At 61.2% G+C, this 20,841-nt stretch carries 15 protein-coding genes and 4 tRNA genes; 18 read left to right on the top strand and 1 reads right to left on the bottom strand.

Annotation, left to right across the window (positions count from 1 at the left end):
- Window positions 1–30 precede the first annotated feature (30 nt).
- From hisN to rpoC, 17 genes are all read left to right on the top strand, one after another.
- A complete protein-coding gene (hisN, locus tag HV765_RS17105; RefSeq protein WP_054420863.1) occupies window positions 31–837 on the top strand; it encodes a histidinol-phosphatase in 807 nt (268 codons plus the stop codon).
- 57 nt (window positions 838–894) lie between these two features.
- The gene (locus tag HV765_RS17100; protein ID WP_054420862.1) at window positions 895–2,280 is read left to right on the top strand and encodes a glutamine synthetase family protein; all 1,386 of its coding nucleotides are present in this window, start codon (window positions 895–897) and stop codon (window positions 2,278–2,280) included.
- Window positions 2,281–2,310: 30 nt separating this feature from the next.
- Entirely contained in the window at window positions 2,311–3,699 is a 1,389-nt protein-coding gene (locus HV765_RS17095) for an aldehyde dehydrogenase family protein (protein WP_175170421.1), read from the top strand.
- 24 nt (window positions 3,700–3,723) lie between these two features.
- A complete protein-coding gene (locus HV765_RS17090; RefSeq protein ID WP_175170420.1) occupies window positions 3,724–4,887 on the top strand; it encodes an iron-containing alcohol dehydrogenase in 1,164 nt (387 codons plus the stop codon).
- 112 nt (window positions 4,888–4,999) lie between these two features.
- Window positions 5,000–5,086: transfer RNA gene (locus HV765_RS17085), tRNA-Tyr, on the top strand.
- 145 nt (window positions 5,087–5,231) lie between these two features.
- Window positions 5,232–5,305: transfer RNA gene (locus HV765_RS17080), tRNA-Gly, on the top strand.
- Between the two features lie 12 nt (window positions 5,306–5,317).
- Window positions 5,318–5,392 (top strand) — tRNA-Thr (locus HV765_RS17075).
- A 56-nt stretch (window positions 5,393–5,448) separates the two neighbouring features.
- Window positions 5,449–6,639: an elongation factor Tu gene (tuf, locus tag HV765_RS17070; protein ID WP_054420859.1), complete on the top strand. Its 1,191-nt coding sequence runs from the start codon at window positions 5,449–5,451 to the stop codon at window positions 6,637–6,639.
- Window positions 6,640–6,803: 164 nt separating this feature from the next.
- Window positions 6,804–6,879, top strand: a tRNA-Trp gene (locus tag HV765_RS17065).
- 64 nt (window positions 6,880–6,943) lie between these two features.
- A complete protein-coding gene (secE, locus tag HV765_RS17060; RefSeq protein ID WP_054428143.1) occupies window positions 6,944–7,324 on the top strand; it encodes a preprotein translocase subunit SecE in 381 nt (126 codons plus the stop codon).
- 9 nt (window positions 7,325–7,333) lie between these two features.
- The gene (gene nusG, locus HV765_RS17055; protein ID WP_006216576.1) at window positions 7,334–7,867 is read left to right on the top strand and encodes a transcription termination/antitermination protein NusG; all 534 of its coding nucleotides are present in this window, start codon (window positions 7,334–7,336) and stop codon (window positions 7,865–7,867) included.
- A 62-nt stretch (window positions 7,868–7,929) separates the two neighbouring features.
- Window positions 7,930–8,361 carry a 50S ribosomal protein L11 gene (gene rplK, locus HV765_RS17050; RefSeq protein ID WP_046806050.1) on the top strand — a complete coding sequence of 144 codons (432 nt, stop codon included), beginning with the start codon at window positions 7,930–7,932 and terminating at the stop codon, window positions 8,359–8,361.
- A 2-nt stretch (window positions 8,362–8,363) separates the two neighbouring features.
- Window positions 8,364–9,065, top strand: a complete 702-nt coding sequence (gene rplA / locus HV765_RS17045) for a 50S ribosomal protein L1 (protein WP_054428142.1) — start codon at window positions 8,364–8,366, stop codon at window positions 9,063–9,065.
- 274 nt (window positions 9,066–9,339) lie between these two features.
- Window positions 9,340–9,864, top strand: a complete 525-nt coding sequence (gene rplJ / locus HV765_RS17040) for a 50S ribosomal protein L10 (RefSeq protein WP_054428141.1) — start codon at window positions 9,340–9,342, stop codon at window positions 9,862–9,864.
- An 82-nt stretch (window positions 9,865–9,946) separates the two neighbouring features.
- Entirely contained in the window at window positions 9,947–10,327 is a 381-nt protein-coding gene (gene rplL / locus HV765_RS17035) for a 50S ribosomal protein L7/L12 (protein ID WP_006216571.1), read from the top strand.
- A gap of 161 nt (window positions 10,328–10,488) precedes the next feature.
- Window positions 10,489–14,601 carry a DNA-directed RNA polymerase subunit beta gene (gene rpoB, locus HV765_RS17030; protein WP_054428140.1) on the top strand — a complete coding sequence of 1,371 codons (4,113 nt, stop codon included), beginning with the start codon at window positions 10,489–10,491 and terminating at the stop codon, window positions 14,599–14,601.
- On the top strand, window positions 14,601–18,845 hold the full coding sequence (gene rpoC / locus HV765_RS17025; protein WP_054428139.1) for a DNA-directed RNA polymerase subunit beta': 4,245 nt from the start codon (window positions 14,601–14,603) through the stop codon (window positions 18,843–18,845). Before rpoB ends, rpoC begins: the two co-directional genes overlap by 1 nt.
- Window positions 18,846–18,973: 128 nt before the next feature.
- Here rpoC and HV765_RS17020 read toward each other — a convergent pair whose 3' ends face one another.
- Complete coding sequence (locus HV765_RS17020; protein ID WP_054428138.1) at window positions 18,974–19,366, bottom strand: TssQ family T6SS-associated lipoprotein; 393 nt, start codon at window positions 19,364–19,366, stop codon at window positions 18,974–18,976.
- Window positions 19,367–19,521: 155 nt separating this feature from the next.
- Here HV765_RS17020 and HV765_RS17015 point away from each other — a divergent pair, with 155 nt between their 5' ends.
- The gene (locus tag HV765_RS17015) at window positions 19,522–20,820 is read left to right on the top strand and encodes a serine/threonine-protein kinase (RefSeq protein ID WP_175170419.1); all 1,299 of its coding nucleotides are present in this window, start codon (window positions 19,522–19,524) and stop codon (window positions 20,818–20,820) included.
- Window positions 20,821–20,841 lie beyond the last annotated feature (21 nt).

Raw genomic sequence — 20,841 nt, 5'->3', positions numbered from 1 at the left:
AGACTGGAAAAACCCCCTGGGAGCTCACTGATGCAAACGTCCGCCGCCCTGTCGGCGCAGCAATTGGCCGAATATTCCTCGTTCGCGCAAACCCTCGCGGATCAGGTTCGGCCGTTGTCCCGCAAGTGGTTCCGCCACCCGCTGTCTATCGACACCAAAGCCGACGAAAGCCCGGTCACGCAAGCTGACCGCGAAGTCGAGTCCGCCTTGCGCGAGGCCATCGCGCAGCACTATCCCCAACATGGCATCTTCGGTGAAGAGTTCGGCGCCCAGCATGCCGAAGCCGATTTTGTGTGGTCGCTCGACCCCATCGACGGGACCCGTGCCTTCATTTCGGGCAACCCGTTGTGGGGCACGCTGCTGGCGCTGCTGCATCGCGGCCGCCCGGTGTTGGGCCTGATCGACATCCCCATGCTGGAAGAACGCTGGATCGGCGCGTCCGATTCGCCCGCCCGTCTGAACGGCGAGACCTGTCAGGTCAGTGGCTGCACCGAATTGCGCAACGCCATCCTGTACGCCACCTCGCCCGATATCTTCGAAGGCGCCGAACTGGCGGCGTTTGACGCCCTGACCGGCGCCGCGCGCATGCGCCGCTACGGGGGCGACTGCTACAGCTATGGTTTGCTGGCCAGCGGCCATGTCGACCTGGTGGTCGAAGCCGGCTTGCAACCGTATGACTATCTGGCGCTGATGCCCGTGATTGAAGGCGCGGGCGGCGTCATTACCGATTGGTCGGGGCAGCCGCTCAGCCTCGAATCGCAGGGCCGCGTCGTCGCGGCCGCCACGCCGCAGCTGCATCGCCAGGCGATGCGGGTGCTGGGGGCGGCCATGACCTGAACGCCGCGCCGCCCGCCCGCAGTTCAACGCAACGCTTCAGCCACAAGGTGAACAAGCATGCATGCACTTGGGGTAGCAACGGTGGAAGACGCGGAGCGGCTGGTGCAAACCAGCCCGCTCTCGCATATCAAGGTGGGCCTGTCCGACGTCGACGGCGTCATGCTGGGCAAGTATTTGCGGCGCGACAAGTTTCTGGGCGCGTTGCGTTCTGGCCTGGCGTTCTGCGATGTGGTGTTTGGCTGGGATCTCGATGACCAGCTCTACGACAACACCAAATACACCGGATGGCACACCGCCTATCCCGATGCGAAGCTGCGCATCGTGCCGCAAAGCGCACGCCGGTTGCCGCTTGAGCAAGGCCCGGGCGGCGAAGACATGCTGCTGTTCCTGGCCGAGTTCGAAGGCGATGCGGGCAACATCTGCCCCCGCCGGCTGCTGCATCGCACGCTGGATCGCGCGGCAGGTATGGGTTTTGACGTCTATGCCGCGCTGGAATACGAGTTCTTCATGTTCCGCGAAACGCCCCACTCGGTGCGCGCCAAGCACTACCGCAACATGGAAAACTGGACGCCCGGCAATTTCGGCTATTCCATGTTGCGCAGCACGGTCGAAGGGGACTTCTACCGCAAGCTGCTGGATATGTGCGAACGCATGGATATGCCCATCGAAGGGCTGCACACCGAGACCGGCCCGGGCGTGCTGGAAGCGGCCCTCGCCGTGGATCAGGCGGCGGATGCTGCCGACAAGGCCTTTCTGTTCAAGACCTTTACCAAAGCACTGGCGCAGCAAAACGGCTTGATGGCGACGTTCATGGCCAAGTGGTCGCACGACCATCCCGGGCAAAGCGGCCACATCCATCTTTCGCTGCGTGACAAGAAGAGCGGACGCTCGGCGTTCTATGACGAATCCCAACCGCATGGGATGAGCGCGGCGCAGGTCTCGTTCATGGCGGGCGTGCAGCGCTATCTGCCGGAGTTCATGGCGCTGTATGCGCAGACGATCAACAGCTATTCGCGCCTGGTGCCTGGCTACTGGGCGCCGCTGGACGCGACCTGGGGCATGGAGAACCGCACCACTGCGTTGCGGCTGATTCCAGGCAGCGACAAATCCCAGCGCGTCGAAGTGCGCATCGGCTCGGCGGACGCCAACCCCTATTTGGCGCTGTCCGCCGCGTTGGCCTCGGGACTGTATGGCATCGAACAAGGCCTGAAACCCGAACCCATGGTGCAAGGCAACGCATACACACAGCAGTTTCCCGCCCATCTGCGTTTGCCCACGACGTTGTGGGAGGCTGCGCAGCGCTTGCGCGAGTCCGAAGCCGCAAATCATCTGTTTGGCGCGCCGTTCGTCGAGCACTATGTTGCGACCCGTGAATGGGAAGAACGCCAGTTCCGCCGCCACGTGACCGACTGGGAGCTGGCGCGCTATTTCGAAATCATCTGATCCCCGTCCACCTGTTTGCATAGGGCCGATATGACCCAGGAACTCATCACCATCAGTCCCATCGACGGGCGCGAGGTTGTTCGGCGAGCCTATGCCAGTGAAGCGCAGATTGCGCAGGCGCTGGCGCAGGCTAAGGCTGCGCAGCCCGCGTGGCAGGCGTTGGGCATTGCGGAACGGGGGCGCATCGTGTCGGCGGCGGTCGACCGCTTTGTGGCCGCACGCGATGACATTGCGCGGGCCATCACCATCCAGATGGGCAGGCCGTTGCGCTATACGCCGGGCGAGGTCAGCGGCTTCGAATCGCGCGCGCGCCACATGATCGCGATTGCCGAGGAGGCCCTGGCCCCCATTCGTGTGCCTGAACAAGCCGGCTTTACCCGTTTCATCAGCCGCGAACCGATCGGCGTGGCGCTGACGATCGCGCCGTGGAACTATCCCTTGCTGACGGCGGTGAACAGCATCGTGCCGGCTCTGATGGCCGGCAACACCGTAATCCTGAAGCACTCGGATCAGACGCCGTTATGCGCCGAGCTGATCGAACGGGCGTTTAGAGACGCTGGCGCGCCCAAGGGCGTGTTCCAGTACCTGCATGCGAATCACGACACGGTGCAGCGCCTGATCCGCGCACCCGAGATCGGCTACGTGTCCTTCACGGGTTCCGTGCGCGGCGGCCGCATCATCGAAGAAAGCGCGGCGGGGCGATTTATCGGCGTGGGACTCGAGCTGGGCGGCAACGATCCGGCGTATGTGCGGGCGGACGCCAAACTGGAACACGCCGTCGAGACCTTGGTGGATGGCGCATTTTTCAACTCGGGCCAGTCTTGCTGCGGTATTCAGCGCATTTACGTCGCGCGGCCGGTGTTTGACGAGTTTGTTGAACGCGCCGTGGCGTTGACGAACGATTACGTGCTGGGCAATCCGCTGCATGCCGATACGACCTTGGGGCCGGTGGTTCGCGCCCGCGCGGCGGCTGAGATTCGCGAGGTTATTGCCGAAGCCGTTTCGGCCGGCGCCCAAAACCTGATTGATCCCTCACATTTCAAGAATGCGAGTGAAAGCTCGCCTTACGTTGCACCCGCTTTGCTTACGCGAGTAAACCATCGCATGCGCATCATGAGTGATGAGTGCTTTGGTCCGGTGGTTGGCATCATGCCGGTAGAGACCGATGATGAAGCCGTGGCGTTGATGAACGACAGTCCCTATGGTTTGACGGCGGCGGTGTTCACGCAGGACGAAAGCGCCGCGCTGGCGCTAGGCCGCCAAGTGCAGACCGGCACCTTCTTCATGAATCGCTGCGATTACCTGGACCCGGCGCTGGCCTGGACTGGCGTGAAGAACACGGGGCGGGGCGTGTCTCTGTCCGTCGTCGGCTACGAGCAACTTACGCAAGCGAAATCCTTCCATCTGCGCAGCGTCTGACACGACGCATTCAGGAATCGAATCATGACTGTGCCCAGCGTCAATTGGAACTATCCCACTGCCATCAAGGCCGGCCCCGGCCGCGTTAAAGAACTGCCTGATTGGTGCCGCGAGCTAGGCATGCAGCGGCCGCTGCTTGTCACGGACCCAGGCTTGGCCGCTTTGCCGATGGTGGGCGACACCGTGCGTGCTTGCCGCCAATCCGGGCTGGAATGCGGGCTGTTCCACGAGGTCAAGGGCAACCCCACCGGACGCAACGTGGAGGACGGTGTGGCGGCTTATCAACAGGGCCGGCACGATGGCGTCATTGCATTTGGGGGCGGGTCGGCGCTGGATGCGGCCAAGGCGATTGCATTGATGGTGGGACAAAAGCGTCCCTTATGGGACTTCGAAGACATTGGCGACAACTATCAGCGCGTGAATGTGGCCGGCATGGCGCCGGTCGTGGCGGTGCCGACCACGGCGGGTACGGGGTCGGAAGTGGGGCGGGCGTCGGTCATCACGGACGAGGCCGCCGAGGTCAAGCGCATCATTTTCCACGCGCGCATGCTGCCCGCAATTGTGATTCTTGATCCGGAACTTACGGTGGGCCTGCCGCCCAAGATCACCGCCGCAACCGGCATGGATGCGCTGTCCCACAATCTGGAGGCGTACTGTTCGCCGTTCTTTCATCCGATGGCGGCCGGCATCGCCATTGAAGCCATGCGGATGATCAAGGAATACCTGCCGCAAGCGGTGGCTGATGGCGCGGATTTGCAGGCCAGGCAGCAGATGCTGGTTGCGTCCTGCATGGGCGCCACGGCATTTCAACGCGGCTTGGGCGCCATGCACGCGCTGGCGCATCCGCTGGGCGCGCTGTACGACGCGCATCACGGCATGTTGAACGCGATCCTCATGCCCTATGTGTTGAAAGCCAACCAGCATGCGGTCGCGCCGCGGCTGGAAGCGCTGGCGCGGTACCTGGATCTGCCGGCGACGGGGCCGGGGGCCGTGCTGGATTGGGTGCTGCGCCTGCGCGAGACGGTGGGCATCCCTCATACCCTTGCCGAGATCGGCATCGACGAGGGCCAGGCCGAGCGGGTAGGGCGCATGGCCAGTGAAGATCCGTCAGGCGGAACCAACCCCATTATTTTCACGGCCGACGACTATTCGCAGCTTTTGCGTGCATCAATTCGCGGAAACCTGTAAGATTCGGCCCCTCTGCGCGGAAACGCGAGTGGTTGAACAAAAGTTTTGAATATTTTCATCCGAAGGGTTTGACACCGGATTCGAAAGTGTTCATAATCTCAAGTTCTCCGCTGGAGGGGTGCCCGAGTGGTTAAAGGGGGCAGACTGTAAATCTGTTGGCCTTGCGCCTACATTGGTTCGAATCCAATCTCCTCCACCAGAGACCCAACTCTATATCCAGGCGATGTCTGCCTGGATTTTAAAATTAGGCCTAGGGAACTGGGCGGCCTTTGCAAAAAAGGCTGTAAGGTTCCCCAGGCCTTGATTTTGAAGAGTCTGGGATGAGAGAAGGTGATGGGTATGCCGCGGGTGTAGCTCAATGGTAGAGCAGAAGCCTTCCAAGCTTACGACGAGGGTTCGATTCCCTTCACCCGCTCCAAGATTTTTAAATGCCCATGTGGCTCAGTGGTAGAGCACTCCCTTGGTAAGGGAGAGGTCGCGCGTTCGATCCGCGCCATGGGCACCACAAATTTCCAAGTTCTTTTCTTCAGTCTGAAGCGCAATCCAGGTCAGGAGTCAGCCATGGCAAAAGGCAAGTTTGAACGTACCAAGCCGCACGTGAACGTGGGTACGATTGGTCACGTTGACCACGGCAAAACGACGTTGACGGCAGCTATCACGACCGTTCTGTCGAACAAGTTCGGTGGCGAAGCCAAGGGCTACGACCAGATCGATGCGACTCCTGAAGAAAAGGCTCGCGGCATCACGATCAACACCGCCCACGTCGAGTACGAAACGCAAGCGCGTCACTACGCGCACGTTGACTGCCCGGGCCACGCTGACTATGTGAAGAACATGATCACGGGCGCCGCTCAAATGGACGGCGCTATTCTGGTTGTGTCGGCCGCTGACGGCCCGATGCCGCAAACGCGTGAACACATCCTGCTGAGCCGCCAAGTTGGCGTGCCGTACATCATCGTCTTCCTGAACAAGGCTGACATGGTTGACGACGCCGAGCTGCTCGAGCTGGTGGAAATGGAAGTTCGCGAACTTCTGTCGAAGTACGACTTCCCGGGTGATGACACCCCGATCGTCAAGGGTTCGGCCAAGCTGGCGCTGGAAGGCGACAAGGGCGAACTGGGCGAGCAAGCCATCATGGCTTTGGCCGATGCGCTGGATTCGTACATCCCGACGCCTGAGCGCGCTGTGGACGGCGCGTTCCTGATGCCGGTTGAAGACGTGTTCTCGATCTCGGGTCGCGGCACGGTGGTTACCGGCCGTATCGAACGCGGCATCGTGAAGGTCGGCGAAGAAATCGAAATCGTGGGCCTGGTGCCGACGGTCAAGACGACTTGCACCGGCGTTGAAATGTTCCGCAAGCTGCTGGACCAAGGTCAAGCTGGCGACAACGTGGGCATTCTGCTGCGCGGCACCAAGCGTGAAGACGTCCAGCGCGGCCAAGTTCTGGCCAAGCCGGGCTCGATCACGCCGCACACGGACTTCACGTCCGAGGTGTACATCCTGTCCAAGGAAGAAGGCGGCCGTCACACTCCGTTCTTCCAAGGCTATCGTCCCCAGTTCTACTTCCGCACGACGGACGTGACGGGCACGATCGAGCTGCCGGCCGACAAGGAAATGGTTCTGCCGGGCGACAACGTGGCCATGACGGTCAAGCTGTTGGCTCCGATCGCCATGGAAGAAGGTCTGCGTTTCGCCATTCGTGAAGGCGGTCGTACCGTCGGCGCCGGCGTCGTCGCCAAGATCCTGAAGTAAGCAATACCCAAGTGGGTAGAGAGGACGAAAAGTCCCTCTACCCATTTTTGCCGTAAAAGTGGTATGATGTTTGGCTCCGTAACCTTTCGCAGTGAACAGCGCTAGAAGCTGATCATGTGAAGGCCCGGAAAGCCAGTGAATGTAGTGCAAGCCAGTAGTGTTTTAGGGGCATAGCTCAATTGGCAGAGCGTCGGTCTCCAAAACCGAAGGTTGTAGGTTCGATTCCTACTGCCCCTGCCACCGCCAGGATAAACCCGCGGGAGATCATCGCGAGTTACGCATTCACGGCGGCTCGCGTCGCAATATGTCTAATACCAGCGTAGAAACCGTAACCAGTACCGCCGACCGGCTCAAGCTCGGGCTGGCGGTTCTCGTCGTTATTGCTGGCATCGTCGGGTTTTCCGTGCTTAGCGCACAGCCGATGCCTGCTCGTATCGGCGTGTTTGTCGGTGGCCTCGTCATCGCAGCCGTCATTGCCTGGTTCAGCGAACCCGGCCGCCGCACCTTGAGCTTTGCCAGCGAGTCCTACAACGAAGTCAAGCGTGTCGCATGGCCCACCCGCAAGGAAACGACCCAGATGACGGGTATCGTTTTTGCGTTCGTGGCTGTCATGGGCATTTTCATGTGGGTGCTCGACAAGGGCATCGAATGGATTCTTTACGGCCTGTTGTTGGGCTGGAAATAAGGACGGCGAATGAGTAAGCGTTGGTATGTCGTCCATGTGTACTCCGGCATGGAAAAGAGCGTTCACAAGGCCCTAGTCGAGCGCATCGAGCGCGCGGCCTTGCAAACCTCTTTTGGCCGAATCCTTGTGCCCTCCGAAGAAGTCGTCGAGGTCAAGGGTGGACAGAAGTCGATCACCGAACGCCGCATTTTCCCCGGTTATGTCCTGGTTGAAATGGACCTGACCGACGAAACGTGGCATTTGGTCAAAAATACGAACCGCGTCACCGGCTTTTTGGGTGGCTCGGGTAACCGTCCGACCCCGATTTCCGAGAAGGAAGTCGAGAAGATCCTCTCCCAGATGGAAGAGGGTGTCGAGAAACCCCGCCCCAAGATTCTGTTCGAAGTGGGCGAGATGGTTCGGGTCAAGGAAGGTCCGTTTGCAGACTTCAACGGCAACGTCGAAGAAGTCAATTACGAAAAGAGCAAGGTGCGCGTGTCGGTCACCATTTTTGGTCGCGCCACACCCGTCGAACTCGATTTCAGCCAGGTCGAAAAGACCTGATTTCAACCCCGGGGAGCCCAGGCCAGTAAGGCCGGGGCGTTATAACCCGCAAGGAGCAAAGCATGGCGAAGAAAATCGTCGGCTTTATCAAGCTGCAAGTACCGGCTGGTAAGGCTAACCCCTCCCCCCCGATTGGCCCGGCACTGGGTCAACGTGGCCTGAACATCATGGAATTCTGCAAGGCGTTCAACGCCAAGACCCAAGGCATGGAGCCTGGTCTGCCGATTCCGGTGGTGATCACCGCTTTCGCGGACAAGAGCTTCACCTTCATCATGAAGACCCCGCCCGCGACGGTCCTCATCAAGAAGGCTGCTGGCGTGCAAAAGGGTTCGCCCAAGCCGCATACCGACAAGGTCGGTACGCTGACGCGCGCTCAAGCTGAAGAAATCGCGAAGGCCAAGGGCCCCGATCTGACCGCCGCTGATCTGGACGCCGCTGTGCGCACGATCGCTGGCAGCGCCCGCAGCATGGGCATCACGGTTGAGGGGATCTAATCATGGCAAAACTGTCCAAGCGCGCCGCCGCTATTGCACAAAAGATCGACCGTACGAAGCTGTACCCGGTCGCTGACGCCCTGACCCTGGTCAAGGAAACGGCTGTCGCCAAGTTCAACGAATCGATCGACGTTGCTGTGCAGCTCGGCATCGACCCGAAGAAGTCGGACCAACTGGTTCGCGGTTCGGTCGTTCTGCCCGCCGGCACCGGCAAGTCGGTCCGCGTGGCCGTGTTCGCCCAAGGCGAAAAGGCTGAAGCTGCCAAGGCTGCTGGCGCCGACATCGTTGGCCTGGACGACCTGGCTGACCAGATCAAGGCCGGTCAAATGGACTTTGACGTGGTCATCGCTTCGCCCGACACGATGCGTGTCGTGGGTGCCCTGGGTCAAATCCTGGGTCCCCGTGGCCTGATGCCGAACCCGAAGGTCGGCACCGTGACCCCGGACGTCGCTACCGCTGTGAAGAACGCTAAGGCCGGTCAGGTTCAGTACCGTACCGACAAGGCTGGCATCATCCACGCAACGATCGGCCGCGCGTCGTTCGACGTGGCTCAGCTGCAATCCAACCTGGCTGCTCTGGTCGACGCCCTGCAAAAGGCCCGTCCCGCAGCTGCCAAGGGCATTTACCTGCGCAAGCTGGCCGTCTCGTCCACGATGGGCGGCGGTGCTCGCGTTGAAATTGCCTCGCTGTCGGCTTCCAACTAAGCCAACAGCAGTAAACGTACTTTGGGCTGCATCCGGATTCCTCCGGATGTTGCTGTCAAAGACCGCTGGAGCAAGGGTAGTGGAAGGGTTCTCCCTTCTGTACAGAAAGCAGCATCCCCGCTGCCCTGCTTAATCCCGAAGCTCATCTAGTTCGGATCCAGCGTAGACGGCGTCCCCAGGAAGATTTCTTTACAAGAAGAACTCGACCAGGCGCCGCATTCGGTTGACGCGCAAGGCTCAGGCCCCAGGCGTCTTTTGATGGAGTGTTCAAACCGTGAGTCTCAATCGTCAAGAGAAAGCGGTGGTAATCGAGGAAGTCTCGGCTGAAGTCGCCAAGGCCCAATCGATTGTTATCGCTGAGTACCGTGGTCTGGACGTCGCCTCTGTCACCGTACTGCGCAAAACTGCGCGTGAATCGGGCGTGTATCTGCGTGTTCTGAAGAACTCGCTGGCCCGTCGTGCTGTTGCCGGCACGGCTTTCGAGCCGTTGGCTGAGCAACTGACCGGTCCGCTGATCTATGGCATCAGCACTGATCCGGTTTCGGCGGCCAAGGTCATCGCAGGTTTCGCGAAAAGCAACGACAAGCTGGTCATCAAGGCGGGCGCATTGCCCAATAACCTGCTGACCGAAGAGGGTGTGAAGGCCTTGGCCACCATGCCGTCCCGCGAAGAGTTGCTGTCGAAACTGCTTGGCACCATGCAAGCCCCCATCGCGCAATTCGTGCGTACGCTCAACGAAGTTCCGACCAAGTTCGCCCGTGGCCTCGCGGCTGTGCGCGACCAAAAGGCAGCGGCCTAATCGCCCTGCTTGTCCGGAATTCGCTGAACGACGAAGCGACACCCAAACCCTGGCATTACCAAAATATTTGGAGTTCTGAAAAATGGCACTTAACAAAGCTGAAATCCTTGACGCCATCGCTGGCATGACCGTGCTCGAGCTGTCCGAGCTGATCAAGGAAATGGAAGAGAAGTTCGGCGTGTCGGCTGCTGCCGCTGCTGTCGCTGTTGCTGCTCCCGCCGCTGGTGGCGCTGCCGCCGCTGCTGAAGAGCAAACCGAGTTCAACGTCGTCCTGCTGGAAGCCGGCGCGAACAAGGTTAGCGTCATCAAGGCCGTGCGCGAGCTGACCGGTCTGGGTCTGAAGGAAGCCAAGGACCTGGTTGACGGCGCTCCGAAGCCCGTCAAGGAAGCTGTGGCCAAGGCTGACGCCGAAGCCGCCAAGAAGAAGCTGGAAGAAGCTGGCGCCAAGGTCGAAGTCAAGTAAGACCTGCGTCAACTGCCCGGGGACAGCACAGTTTGCAGTCCCCGGGCTTTTGCGTTTCCAGGAAACCCCTACTGGGGTCATGCCCTTTCAGAGGGGTTTCCTGGAGTCGTATCACCTAGGGCCGTGGTTGACGGCCCATGCAACCTCGAGTCGGAGTGCTCATGCCTTACTCGTACACCGAAAAAAAGCGCATCCGCAAAAGCTTCGCCAAGCGTGAAGACGTTCAAAACGTTCCTTTCCTTTTGGCGACACAGCTTCAATCCTACCTAACTTTCCTGCAGGCGGATACCGCCCCGTCCGATCGCGTAGCCGACGGTTTGCAGGCGGCGTTCTCGTCGATTTTCCCGATCGTTAGTCACAACGGTATGGCGCGCTTGGAGTTCGTGAGCTACGTGCTCGGCGAACCGGTGTTCGATGTCAAGGAATGTCAGCAACGTGGTCTGACCTATGCCTCGCCCCTGCGAGCCAAGGTCCGCCTGGTGCTGCTTGACCGCGAAGTCAGCAAGCCGACCGTGAAGGAAGTGAAGGAACAGGAAGTCTACATGGGCGAAATTCCGCTCATGACGGGCACGGGTTCCTTTGTCATCAATGGCACCGAGCGTGTCATCGTGTCGCAGCTGCACCGTTCGCCTGGCGTGTTCTTCGAACACGACCGCGGCAAAACGCACAGCTCCGGCAAGCTCCTGTTCTCGGCCCGCGTGATTCCTTACCGCGGTTCGTGGCTGGACTTCGAATTCGACCCGAAGGACGTCCTGTTCTTCCGCGTCGACCGTCGTCGCAAGATGCCTGTCACGATCCTGTGCAAGGCCATCGGCATGACGCCGGAATCCATCCTGGCCAACTTCTTCGACTTCGATAACTTCGAACTGAAGAGCGAAGGCGCGATGATGGAATTCGTGCCCGAGCGTTGGAAGGGCGAAATGGCCCGCTTCGACATCTCGGACCGCGATGGCAAGGTCATCGTCGAAAAAGACAAGCGCATCAATGCCAAGCATTTGCGCGACCTGGCTGCCGGTGGCATCCAGCGCATCTCCGTGCCGGAAGACTTCCTGTACGGCCGCGTGCTGGCCAAGAACATCGTTGACGAAGATACCGGCGAAGTCATCGCCAACGCCAACGACGAAATCACGGAAAGCGTGCTGGGCGCTCTGCGCGCAGCCAACGTCTACGACATCCAGGCGCTCTACACGAACGATCTGGACCGTGGTCCGTACATTTCGCAAACGCTGCGCACCGATGAAACCGCCGACCAGATGGCCGCGCGTGTTGCCATCTACCGCATGATGCGTCCTGGCGAGCCGCCCACGGAAGAAGCGGTGGAAGCGCTGTTCCAGCGTCTGTTCTATAGCGAAGAGACGTACGACCTGTCGCGCGTTGGCCGCATGAAGGTCAACAGCCGTCTGGGCCGTGGTGAAGACATCACCGGCCCGATGACGCTGACCAACGAAGACATCCTTGAAACCATCAAGGTGCTGGTTGAGCTGCGTAACGGCCGTGGCCAGATCGATGACATCGATCACTTGGGTAATCGTCGCGTGCGTTGCGTGGGCGAACTGGCCGAAAACCAGTTCCGCGCCGGTCTCGTGCGTGTCGAGCGCGCCGTCAAGGAACGTCTGGGCCAAGCCGAGACCGAAAACCTGATGCCGCACGACCTGATCAACTCCAAGCCGATCTCGGCAGCCATCAAGGAGTTCTTCGGTTCGAGCCAGCTGTCGCAGTTCATGGACCAAACCAACCCGCTGTCGGAAATCACGCACAAGCGTCGTGTTTCCGCACTGGGCCCGGGCGGTCTGACCCGCGAGCGCGCCGGCTTTGAAGTCCGTGACGTGCACCCGACCCACTACGGCCGCGTCTGCCCGATCGAAACGCCGGAAGGCCCGAACATCGGTCTGATCAACTCCATGGCGCTGTACGCTCGTTTGAACGAGTACGGCTTCCTGGAAACGCCTTACCGCAAGATTATCGACGGCCGCGTCAGCGAGCAGATCGATTACCTGTCGGCCATCGAAGAAAGCCACTACGTCATCGCGCAGGCTAACGCCGCGCTGGACGAGGAAGGCGCTTTCGTTGACGACCTGGTCGCTTGCCGTGAAGCAGGCGAAACGATGTTGACCTCGCCGGCCAACGTGCACTACATGGACGTTGCCCCGTCGCAGATCGTGTCGGTTGCTGCTTCGCTGATTCCGTTCCTGGAACACGACGACGCGAACCGCGCACTGATGGGCGCCAACATGCAACGTCAGGCCGTGCCTTGCCTGCGTCCGGAAAAGCCGGTCGTGGGTACGGGTATCGAGCGCACCGTGGCCGTTGACTCGGGCACGACCGTGCAGGCACTGCGTGGCGGTCTGGTCGATCACGTTGACGCCGAGCGCGTCGTGATTCGCGTGAACGACGAAGAAAACGTCGCCGGCGAAGTCGGTGTCGATATCTACAACCTGATCAAGTACACGCGTTCCAACCAGAACACGAACATCAACCAGCGTCCTATCGTCAAGCGTGGCGACAAGGTTGCCAAGGGTGACGTGCTGGCTGACGGCGCATCGACCGACCTGGGCGAACTCGCCCTGGGTCAGAACATGCTGATCGCGTTCATGCCGTGGAACGGCTACAACTTCGAAGACTCGATCTTGATCTCCGAAAAGGTTGTGGCTGATGACCGCTACACCTCGGTGCACATCGAGGAACTGACGGTTGTTGCTCGCGACACGAAGCTGGGTCCGGAAGAAATCACGCGCGACATCAGCAACCTGGCTGAGACGCAACTGAACCGTCTGGACGATTCGGGCATCACGTACATTGGCGCCGAAGTCAGCGCCGACGACGTGCTGGTCGGCAAGGTCACGCCGAAGGGCGAAACCCAGCTGACGCCGGAAGAAAAGCTGCTGCGCGCCATCTTCGGTGAAAAGGCGTCCGACGTTAAGGACACCTCGCTGCGCGTGCCTTCGGGCATGACCGGCACCGTGATCGACGTGCAAGTGTTCACGCGTGAAGGCATCGTGCGCGACAAGCGCGCCCAGTCCATCATTGACGATGAACTGCGCCGCTATCGCCAAGACCTGAACGACCAGCTGCGCATCGTTGAAAACGACCAGTTCGACCGTATCGAAAAGATGCTGGTCAACAAGACCGTCAACGGCGGCCCGCGCAAGCTGGCCAAGGGCGCCACGATCACCAAGGCTTACCTGGCTGATCTGGACCGCTGGCAGTGGTTCGACATCCGTCTGGCCGATGAGCCGCACGCTGTCGTGCTGGAGCAAGCCAAGGAATCGCTGGAGCAGAAGCGTCACCAGTTTGATCTGGCCTTCGAAGAGAAGCGCAAGAAGCTGACGCAGGGCGACGAGCTGCCCCCGGGCGTGCTGAAGATGATCAAGGTCTACCTGGCCGTGAAGCGTCGTCTGCAGCCGGGTGACAAGATGGCAGGCCGTCACGGTAACAAGGGTGTGGTCTCGCGCATCACCCCGGTGGAAGACATGCCGCACATGGCTGACGGCACGCCGGCCGACATCGTTCTGAACCCGCTGGGCGTGCCCTCGCGGATGAACGTTGGCCAGGTGCTGGAAGTGCACTTGGGCTGGGCTGCCAAGGGCGTGGGCCACCGCATTGCCGATCTGCTGCGCGACGAGCGCACGGCGCAGGTCAAGAACGTCCGTGCTTACCTGGACAAGGTCTACAACACGACCGGTTCCGGCGCCCGCATCGACGAGCTGACCGACGAAGAAGTCATGGAAATGGCCCAGAACCTCAAGAACGGCGTGCCGTTCGCGACGCCCGTCTTCGACGGCGCGACCGAAGAGGAAATCACCACGATGCTGGAGCTGGCCTATCCGGACGACGTCGCCGAGCGCATGGCACTGACGCCTTCGCGTACGCAGGCATGGCTGTTTGACGGCCGCACGGGCGAGAAATTCGAGCGCCCCGTGACCGTCGGCTACATGCACTACCTGAAGCTGCACCACTTGGTCGACGACAAGATGCACGCGCGTTCGACGGGTCCGTACTCGCTGGTCACGCAGCAGCCGCTGGGTGGTAAGGCGCAGTTCGGTGGTCAGCGTTTCGGGGAAATGGAAGTGTGGGCGCTGGAAGCATACGGCGCCGCGTACACCCTGCAAGAAATGCTGACGGTGAAGTCGGACGACATCACTGGCCGTACGAAGGTATACGAAAACATCGTCAAGGGCGACCACGTCATCGACGCCGGCATGCCGGAATCGTTCAACGTGCTGGTGAAGGAAATCCGCTCGTTGGCCCTGGACATGGATTTGGAGCGTAACTAATGAAAGCGCTACTCGACCTATTTAAGCAAGTCTCGCAAGACGAGCAATTCGATGCCATCAAGATCGGCATCGCCTCGCCCGAGAAGATCCGTTCGTGGTCTTACGGCGAAGTTCGCAAGCCCGAGACCATCAACTACCGCACGTTCAAGCCTGAGCGTGACGGTTTGTTCTGCTCCAAGATCTTTGGCCCGATCAAAGACTACGAGTGCTTGTGCGGCAAGTACAAGCGCTTGAAGCATCGTGGCGTGATCTGCGAAAAGTGCGGCGTTGAAGTCACCGTCGCCAAGGTTCGCCGTGAACGCATGGGCCACATCGAGCTGGCCAGCCCCGTCGCGCACATCTGGTTCCTGAAGAGCCTGCCGTCGCGTCTGGGCATGGTGCTCGACATGACCCTGCGCGATATCGAACGCGTTCTGTACTTCGAAGCCTGGTGCGTGATCGAACCTGGCATGACGCCGCTCAAGCGCGGCCAGATCATGTCGGATGACGATTTCCTCGCCAAGACCGAAGAGTACGGCGACGACTTCCGTGCCCTGATGGGCGCGGAAGCCGTGCGCGAACTGCTGCGCACCATCGACATCGACCGCGAAGTGGAAACGCTGCGCGGCGAACTGAAGGCCACCAGCTCGGAAGCCAAGATCAAGAAGATTTCCAAGCGCCTGAAGGTGCTGGAAGGCTTCCAGAAGTCGGGCATCAAGGCCGAGTGGATGGTCATGGAAGTGCTGCCCGTGCTGCCGCCGGACCTGCGTCCGCTGGTGCCGCTGGACGGCGGCCGCTTCGCGACCTCCGACCTGAACGACCTGTACCGCCGCGTCATCAACCGCAACAACCGCTTGAAGCGCCTGCTGGAGCTCAAGGCGCCGGAAATCATCCTGCGCAACGAAAAGCGGATGCTGCAGGAAGCCGTTGACTCGCTGCTGGACAACGGCCGCCGTGGCAAGGCCATGACGGGCGCCAACAAGCGCCAGCTGAAGTCCTTGGCCGACATGATCAAGGGCAAGAGCGGTCGTTTCCGTCAGAACTTGCTGGGCAAGCGCGTCGACTACTCGGGCCGTTCGGTCATCGTGGTGGGCCCGCAGCTGAAGCTGCACCAGTGCGGTCTGCCCAAGCTGATGGCCCTGGAACTGTTCAAGCCGTTCATCTTCAATCGTCTGGAGATGATGGGCCTGGCCACGACCATCAAGGCTGCCAAGAAGCTGGTGGAAAGCCAGGAACCGGTGGTTTGGGACATCCTGGAAGAAGTCATCCGCGAACACCCGGTCATGCTGAACCGTGCGCCTACGCTGCACCGTTTGGGCATCCAGGCGTTCGAGCCGGTCCTGATCGAAGGCAAGGCCATCCAGCTGCACCCGCTGGTTTGCGCGGCGTTCAACGCCGACTTCGACGGTGACCAGATGGCTGTTCACGTGCCGCTGTCGCTGGAAGCCCAGCTGGAAGCGCGCACGCTGATGCTGGCGTCGAACAACGTGCTGTTCCCGGCCAACGGCGAACCGTCGATCGTGCCGTCCCAAGACATCGTGTTGGGTCTGTACTACACGACGCGTGAGCGCATCAACGGCCGCGGCGAAGGCATCTTCTTCACCGACGTCGCTGAAGTGCAACGCGCCTACGACAACGGCGAAGTCGAGCTGCAATCCCGCGTGACCGTGCGTCTGAAAGAGCACGAGCGCGACGAGGCTGGCGAATGGCAACCGGTTATCCGCCGTCACGAGACGACGGTTGGCCGCGCGCTGCTGTCCGAAATTCTGCCGAAGGGCCTGCCCTTCACGGTGCTGAACAAGGCACTGAAGAAGAAGGAAATCTCGCGCCTGATCAACCAGTCGTTCCGCCGTTGCGGCCTGCGCGACACGGTGATCTTCGCCGACAAGCTGATGCAGTCCGGCTTCAAGCTGGCCACGCGCGGCGGTATCTCGATCGCCATGGGCGACATGCTGATCCCGACCGCCAAGGAAGGCATCCTGGCTGAAGCCAGCCGCGAAGTGAAGGAAATCGACAAGCAGTACTCGTCGGGTCTGGTCACGTCCCAAGAGCGCTACAACAACGTTGTGGACATCTGGGGCAAGGCTGGCGACAAGGTCGGCAAGGCGATGATGGAACAACTGGCTACCGAGCCGGTTGTGAACCGTCACGGCGAAGAAGTTCGCCAGGAATCGTTCAACTCGATCTACATGATGGCTGACTCGGGCGCCCGCGGTTCGGCCGCCCAGATCCGCCAGCTGGCTGGTATGCGCGGCCTGATGGCCAAGCCGGACGGCTCGATTATCGAAACGCCCATTACCGCGAACTTCCGTGAAGGTCTGAACGTGCTTCAGTACTTCATCTCGACTCACGGCGCGCGTAAGGGTCTGGCTGATACGGCACTGAAGACCGCAAACTCGGGTTACCTGACTCGTCGTCTGGTCGACGTGACGCAAGACTTGGTGATTACCGAGGACGATTGCGGTACGTCGCTGGGCTACAACATGAAGGCCCTGGTGGAAGGTGGTGAAGTCATCGAACCGCTGCGCGACCGCATCCTGGGTCGTGTTGCCGCCGTGGACATCATCAATCCGGACACGCAGGAAACGGCTATCGTCGCCGGCACCCTGCTGGACGAAGATCTGGTCGACACCATCGACCGCATCGGCGTGGACGAAGTCAAGGTCCGCACCCCGCTGACGTGCGAAACGCGTCACGGTCTGTGCGCACACTGCTACGGCCGCGATCTGGGTCGCGGTTCGCCGGTCAACCAGGGCGAAGCAGTTGGCGTTATCGCTGCTCAGTCCATCGGTGAACCGGGCACGCAGCTCACGATGCGTACGTTCCACATCGGTGGCGCGGCGTCGCGTTCGGCTCTGGCCAGCGCGGTGGAAACCAAGTCCAGCGGTCTGGTCGGTTTTGCCAGCACGATGCGCTATGTCACGAACGCCAAGGGCGAACGTGTGGCGATTTCGCGCTCGGGCGAACTGGCGATCTTCGACGACAACGGCCGCGAACGCGAACGCCACAAGATCCCGTACGGCGCGACCGTGCTGGTGGGCGATGGCGAAGCCGTGAAGGCTGGCGCACGTCTGGCGACGTGGGACCCGCTGACCCGTCCGATCGTGTCGGAATACGGTGGCGCCGTCCGCTTCGAGAACATCGAAGAAGGCGTGACCGTTGCCAAGCAGGTGGACGAAGTCACCGGCCTGTCGACGCTCGTCGTCATCACGCCGAAGACCCGTGGCGGCAAGATCGTCATGCGTCCGCAGATCAAGCTGGTCAACGAGAACGGCGAAGACGTCAAGATCGCCGGCACCGATCACTCGGTGAACATCTCGTTCCCGGTGGGCGCGCTGATTACCGTGCGCGACGGCCAGCAGGTTGCCGTGGGTGAAGTTCTGGCGCGTATTCCGCAAGAATCGCAAAAGACCCGCGACATTACCGGCGGTCTGCCGCGTGTGGCCGAACTGTTCGAAGCCCGTTCGCCGAAGGACGCCGGCATGCTCGCCGACGTCACTGGTACGGTCTCGTTCGGTAAGGACACGAAGGGCAAGCAGCGTCTGGTCATCACCGACCTGGAAGGCGTGAGCCACGAGTTCCTGATTCCGAAGGAAAAGCAGGTTCTGGTGCACGACGGCCAAGTGGTGAACAAGGGCGAAATGATCGTGGACGGCCCGGCCGATCCCCACGACATTCTGCGCCTGCAAGGCATCGAGAAGCTGGCGACGTACATCGTCGACGAAGTGCAGGACGTGTACCGTCTGCAGGGCGTGAAGATCAACGACAAGCACATCGAAGTGATTGTTCGTCAGATGCTGCGCCGTGTGAACATCGTTGATGCTGGCGATACCGAGTTCATCCCGGGCGAGCAAGTCGAGCGCTCCGAACTGCTGAACGCCAACGACCGTATGACTGCCGAAGAGCGTATCCCGGCTACGTACGACAACGTGCTGCTGGGTATCACGAAGGCCTCGCTGTCGACCGACTCGTTCATCTCGGCCGCATCGTTCCAGGAAACCACTCGTGTCCTGACCGAAGCCGCCATCATGGGCAAGCGCGACGACCTGCGTGGCTTGAAGGAAAACGTCATCGTCGGCCGCCTCATCCCGGCGGGTACCGGCCTGGCTTACCACCATGCACGCCGCGACAAGGAAGAGCTGGAGGCAGCGGAACGCGAAGCCGCTCGCCAGCAGGCCAACCCGTTCGAAGACGCACCGGTTACGGTGGGTGCGGACGAGCAAGCCCCGGCTGCCGACCTTGGCACCGAGGACTCCGCCGAATAAGCGGAATTCCGGACCCTTACCGATCCCCGCGCGCCGTACCGGCGTGGGGACGGTAAACAAAAAGGCCGCTGATGCGAATCAGCGGCCTTTTTTTTGCCCGATTTATGGGCGAGTGTCGCGCGCGTAGACTACTTCGCGGTTTGCGCCCGGGCGCGCTGAAAGGCGGGGCCCCAGGACGGATGGCCCGCTTCGTTCGGCGCAAGTTCGAATGAGGAGTCCAACGTCAGAATGCGCACGAAGCTGTCTTCGCACAACTGCGCGTAGCGGGTGACGCAATAGCTGAACGCTTGCAGCTTGTACGCTTCGATACGCACCGCTTTGGTGGATGTTGCCAAGGTGTCCGAGGTGGCGACAGTGCGAATGACCTCGCCGTAACGCCCGGCGCCGTAGGTGTCGCGGACTTGTTGCAATTGCGCCAGCGCTTCGGGCGTGGCGGGGGTTTCCGGTTGCTGTTGGACGCCGGCGCAGCCCGCCAGGACCATCGACGCGCCGAGCAGACTGCTCAGAAGGCGAATTTTCATAGCTTATTAGGGGAAATAGGGGGGTGGGCGATGCGCTATCGTGCCACAGCCTGATGCGCTCGGACATTTTCGGCAATGTCCTGGTGTTGCGGATTGGATAATATTCAACCTATTCAACCTTTGCACGATTTTCGCGCATGAGCGCAATTCCGATCATGTCCTCCCCCACCGGCCTGCTGACGCCGCGTGGCCCCTTCTCAGGAGCCGCGCCGTTAGCGCTGCGTCCATTGAGCGCGATCGCCGCCAGCACGGCGGGCGGCGTGCCGGAAACGCGCATCAAGCGGCTGCTGTCCGATTTACTGCCGTCGCTGATCGCCTTGCATGCACAGGGTGAGATCTGTGGGGATATTTCGCTGGATACGGTGGGTATGGATGAGGGCGCTCGCGCCCACCTGCTGCCCGAGCTGGTCGTTGCGCGGTCGCGGCGCTCCAGCCGCAGCCCGACGCCCGGTTTCGCGCCGTTCGAGCTGTATACCGATTCCATTGATTGGCCGCGCGGCCCCTGGAGCGACATCTACGCGCTGTGCGCCGTGATGCACGCACTGGTGACCGGGCACCGCCCGCCGCCCGCGCCCGAACGCCGCGCCACCGATACCTACGAGCCCTTAACGTCGCTGGGCCTGTCCAAGTACAGCCCGGAGTTCTTGCGCGTCATCGATGCTGGCCTGGTCATGACGCCGGCCGACCGGCCGCAAACGCTGGCCGAACTGGCTGCCTTGTTGGGCGTTGCCGCCTATATCGAGCCTGCACCCGCCGAAGCGGATACTGCCGCTGGTGGCGCCTATGCCGCCCCGGCTGCCTCTGCACCGGTACGCAGACCCGTTCGACGAAGTCGTCCCCTGTTGGCGCTGCTGGGCTTGGTGGCGTTGATCGGCATCGGCACGTATGGGTGGTTTCAGTGGGGTGTGCATACGCCCAACGCACTGATCACCCGTTCTGAGGTCGTGACGCCAAATCCACCGGCGGACCATCCCCTTGCGCCACCCGCCGTCACGACGCCACCGCCTGCTGCGCCGCCTGTCGTTGCCGCGACCTCGTCGTTGCCAACCGCGCAGTGGCAACCTCCGGCGTCACCTGCGGCGCAGGGTGAGTCTTCGTCGTCCACGCAGTTGGCGGCGCAAAATGGCCTTGGCGCGTCTGCCGACCCGTCGGCGTTGCGCAGCGAGCCGGCAGCGCCTGCCGTGCAAGAGCCCGCGATTCCCGTCGCGCCCACGGAGGACGTCGCCAAACCCAAACCCTTGGCTGTGCCGGTCACGGTGCGGTTGGACATTCGCCCTTGGGGTGAGGTCTGGGTAAACGGCATTGCGCGCGGCATCAGCCCGCCCGTCAAGGAATTGCGGCTGATCCCGGGCAAGTACCAGGTGGTGCTGCGCAACGCGGATTTGCCGCCGTATCGAGGCACGCTGGAGATCAAGGCGGGCAAGCCCGCAGTGATCTCTCACGTCTTCCAGTAGGCATCCAAAGCGAAGCAAGGA

This window comes from Achromobacter kerstersii (assembly GCF_902859595.1).
Classification (GTDB): domain Bacteria; phylum Pseudomonadota; class Gammaproteobacteria; order Burkholderiales; family Burkholderiaceae_B; genus Achromobacter; species Achromobacter kerstersii.
Note: the sequence above shows the minus strand (reverse complement) of the source record. Positions and strands in the feature narration are given on the sequence as shown.

Coding starts and splice junctions, on each gene's coding strand:
- rpoC (WP_054428139.1), top strand. CDS start 14,601: ATGAAAGCGCTACTCGACCTATTTAAGCAAGTCTCGCAAGACGAGCAA.
- HV765_RS17095 (WP_175170421.1), top strand. CDS start 2,311: ATGACCCAGGAACTCATCACCATCAGTCCCATCGACGGGCGCGAGGTT.
- secE (WP_054428143.1), top strand. CDS start 6,944: ATGTCTAATACCAGCGTAGAAACCGTAACCAGTACCGCCGACCGGCTC.
- rplK (WP_046806050.1), top strand. CDS start 7,930: ATGGCGAAGAAAATCGTCGGCTTTATCAAGCTGCAAGTACCGGCTGGT.
- tuf (WP_054420859.1), top strand. CDS start 5,449: ATGGCAAAAGGCAAGTTTGAACGTACCAAGCCGCACGTGAACGTGGGT.
- HV765_RS17090 (WP_175170420.1), top strand. CDS start 3,724: ATGACTGTGCCCAGCGTCAATTGGAACTATCCCACTGCCATCAAGGCC.
- rplL (WP_006216571.1), top strand. CDS start 9,947: ATGGCACTTAACAAAGCTGAAATCCTTGACGCCATCGCTGGCATGACC.
- hisN (WP_054420863.1), top strand. CDS start 31: ATGCAAACGTCCGCCGCCCTGTCGGCGCAGCAATTGGCCGAATATTCC.
- rplA (WP_054428142.1), top strand. CDS start 8,364: ATGGCAAAACTGTCCAAGCGCGCCGCCGCTATTGCACAAAAGATCGAC.
- rpoB (WP_054428140.1), top strand. CDS start 10,489: ATGCCTTACTCGTACACCGAAAAAAAGCGCATCCGCAAAAGCTTCGCC.
- HV765_RS17100 (WP_054420862.1), top strand. CDS start 895: ATGCATGCACTTGGGGTAGCAACGGTGGAAGACGCGGAGCGGCTGGTG.
- HV765_RS17020 (WP_054428138.1), bottom strand. CDS start 19,366: ATGAAAATTCGCCTTCTGAGCAGTCTGCTCGGCGCGTCGATGGTCCTG.
- HV765_RS17015 (WP_175170419.1), top strand. CDS start 19,522: ATGTCCTCCCCCACCGGCCTGCTGACGCCGCGTGGCCCCTTCTCAGGA.
- nusG (WP_006216576.1), top strand. CDS start 7,334: ATGAGTAAGCGTTGGTATGTCGTCCATGTGTACTCCGGCATGGAAAAG.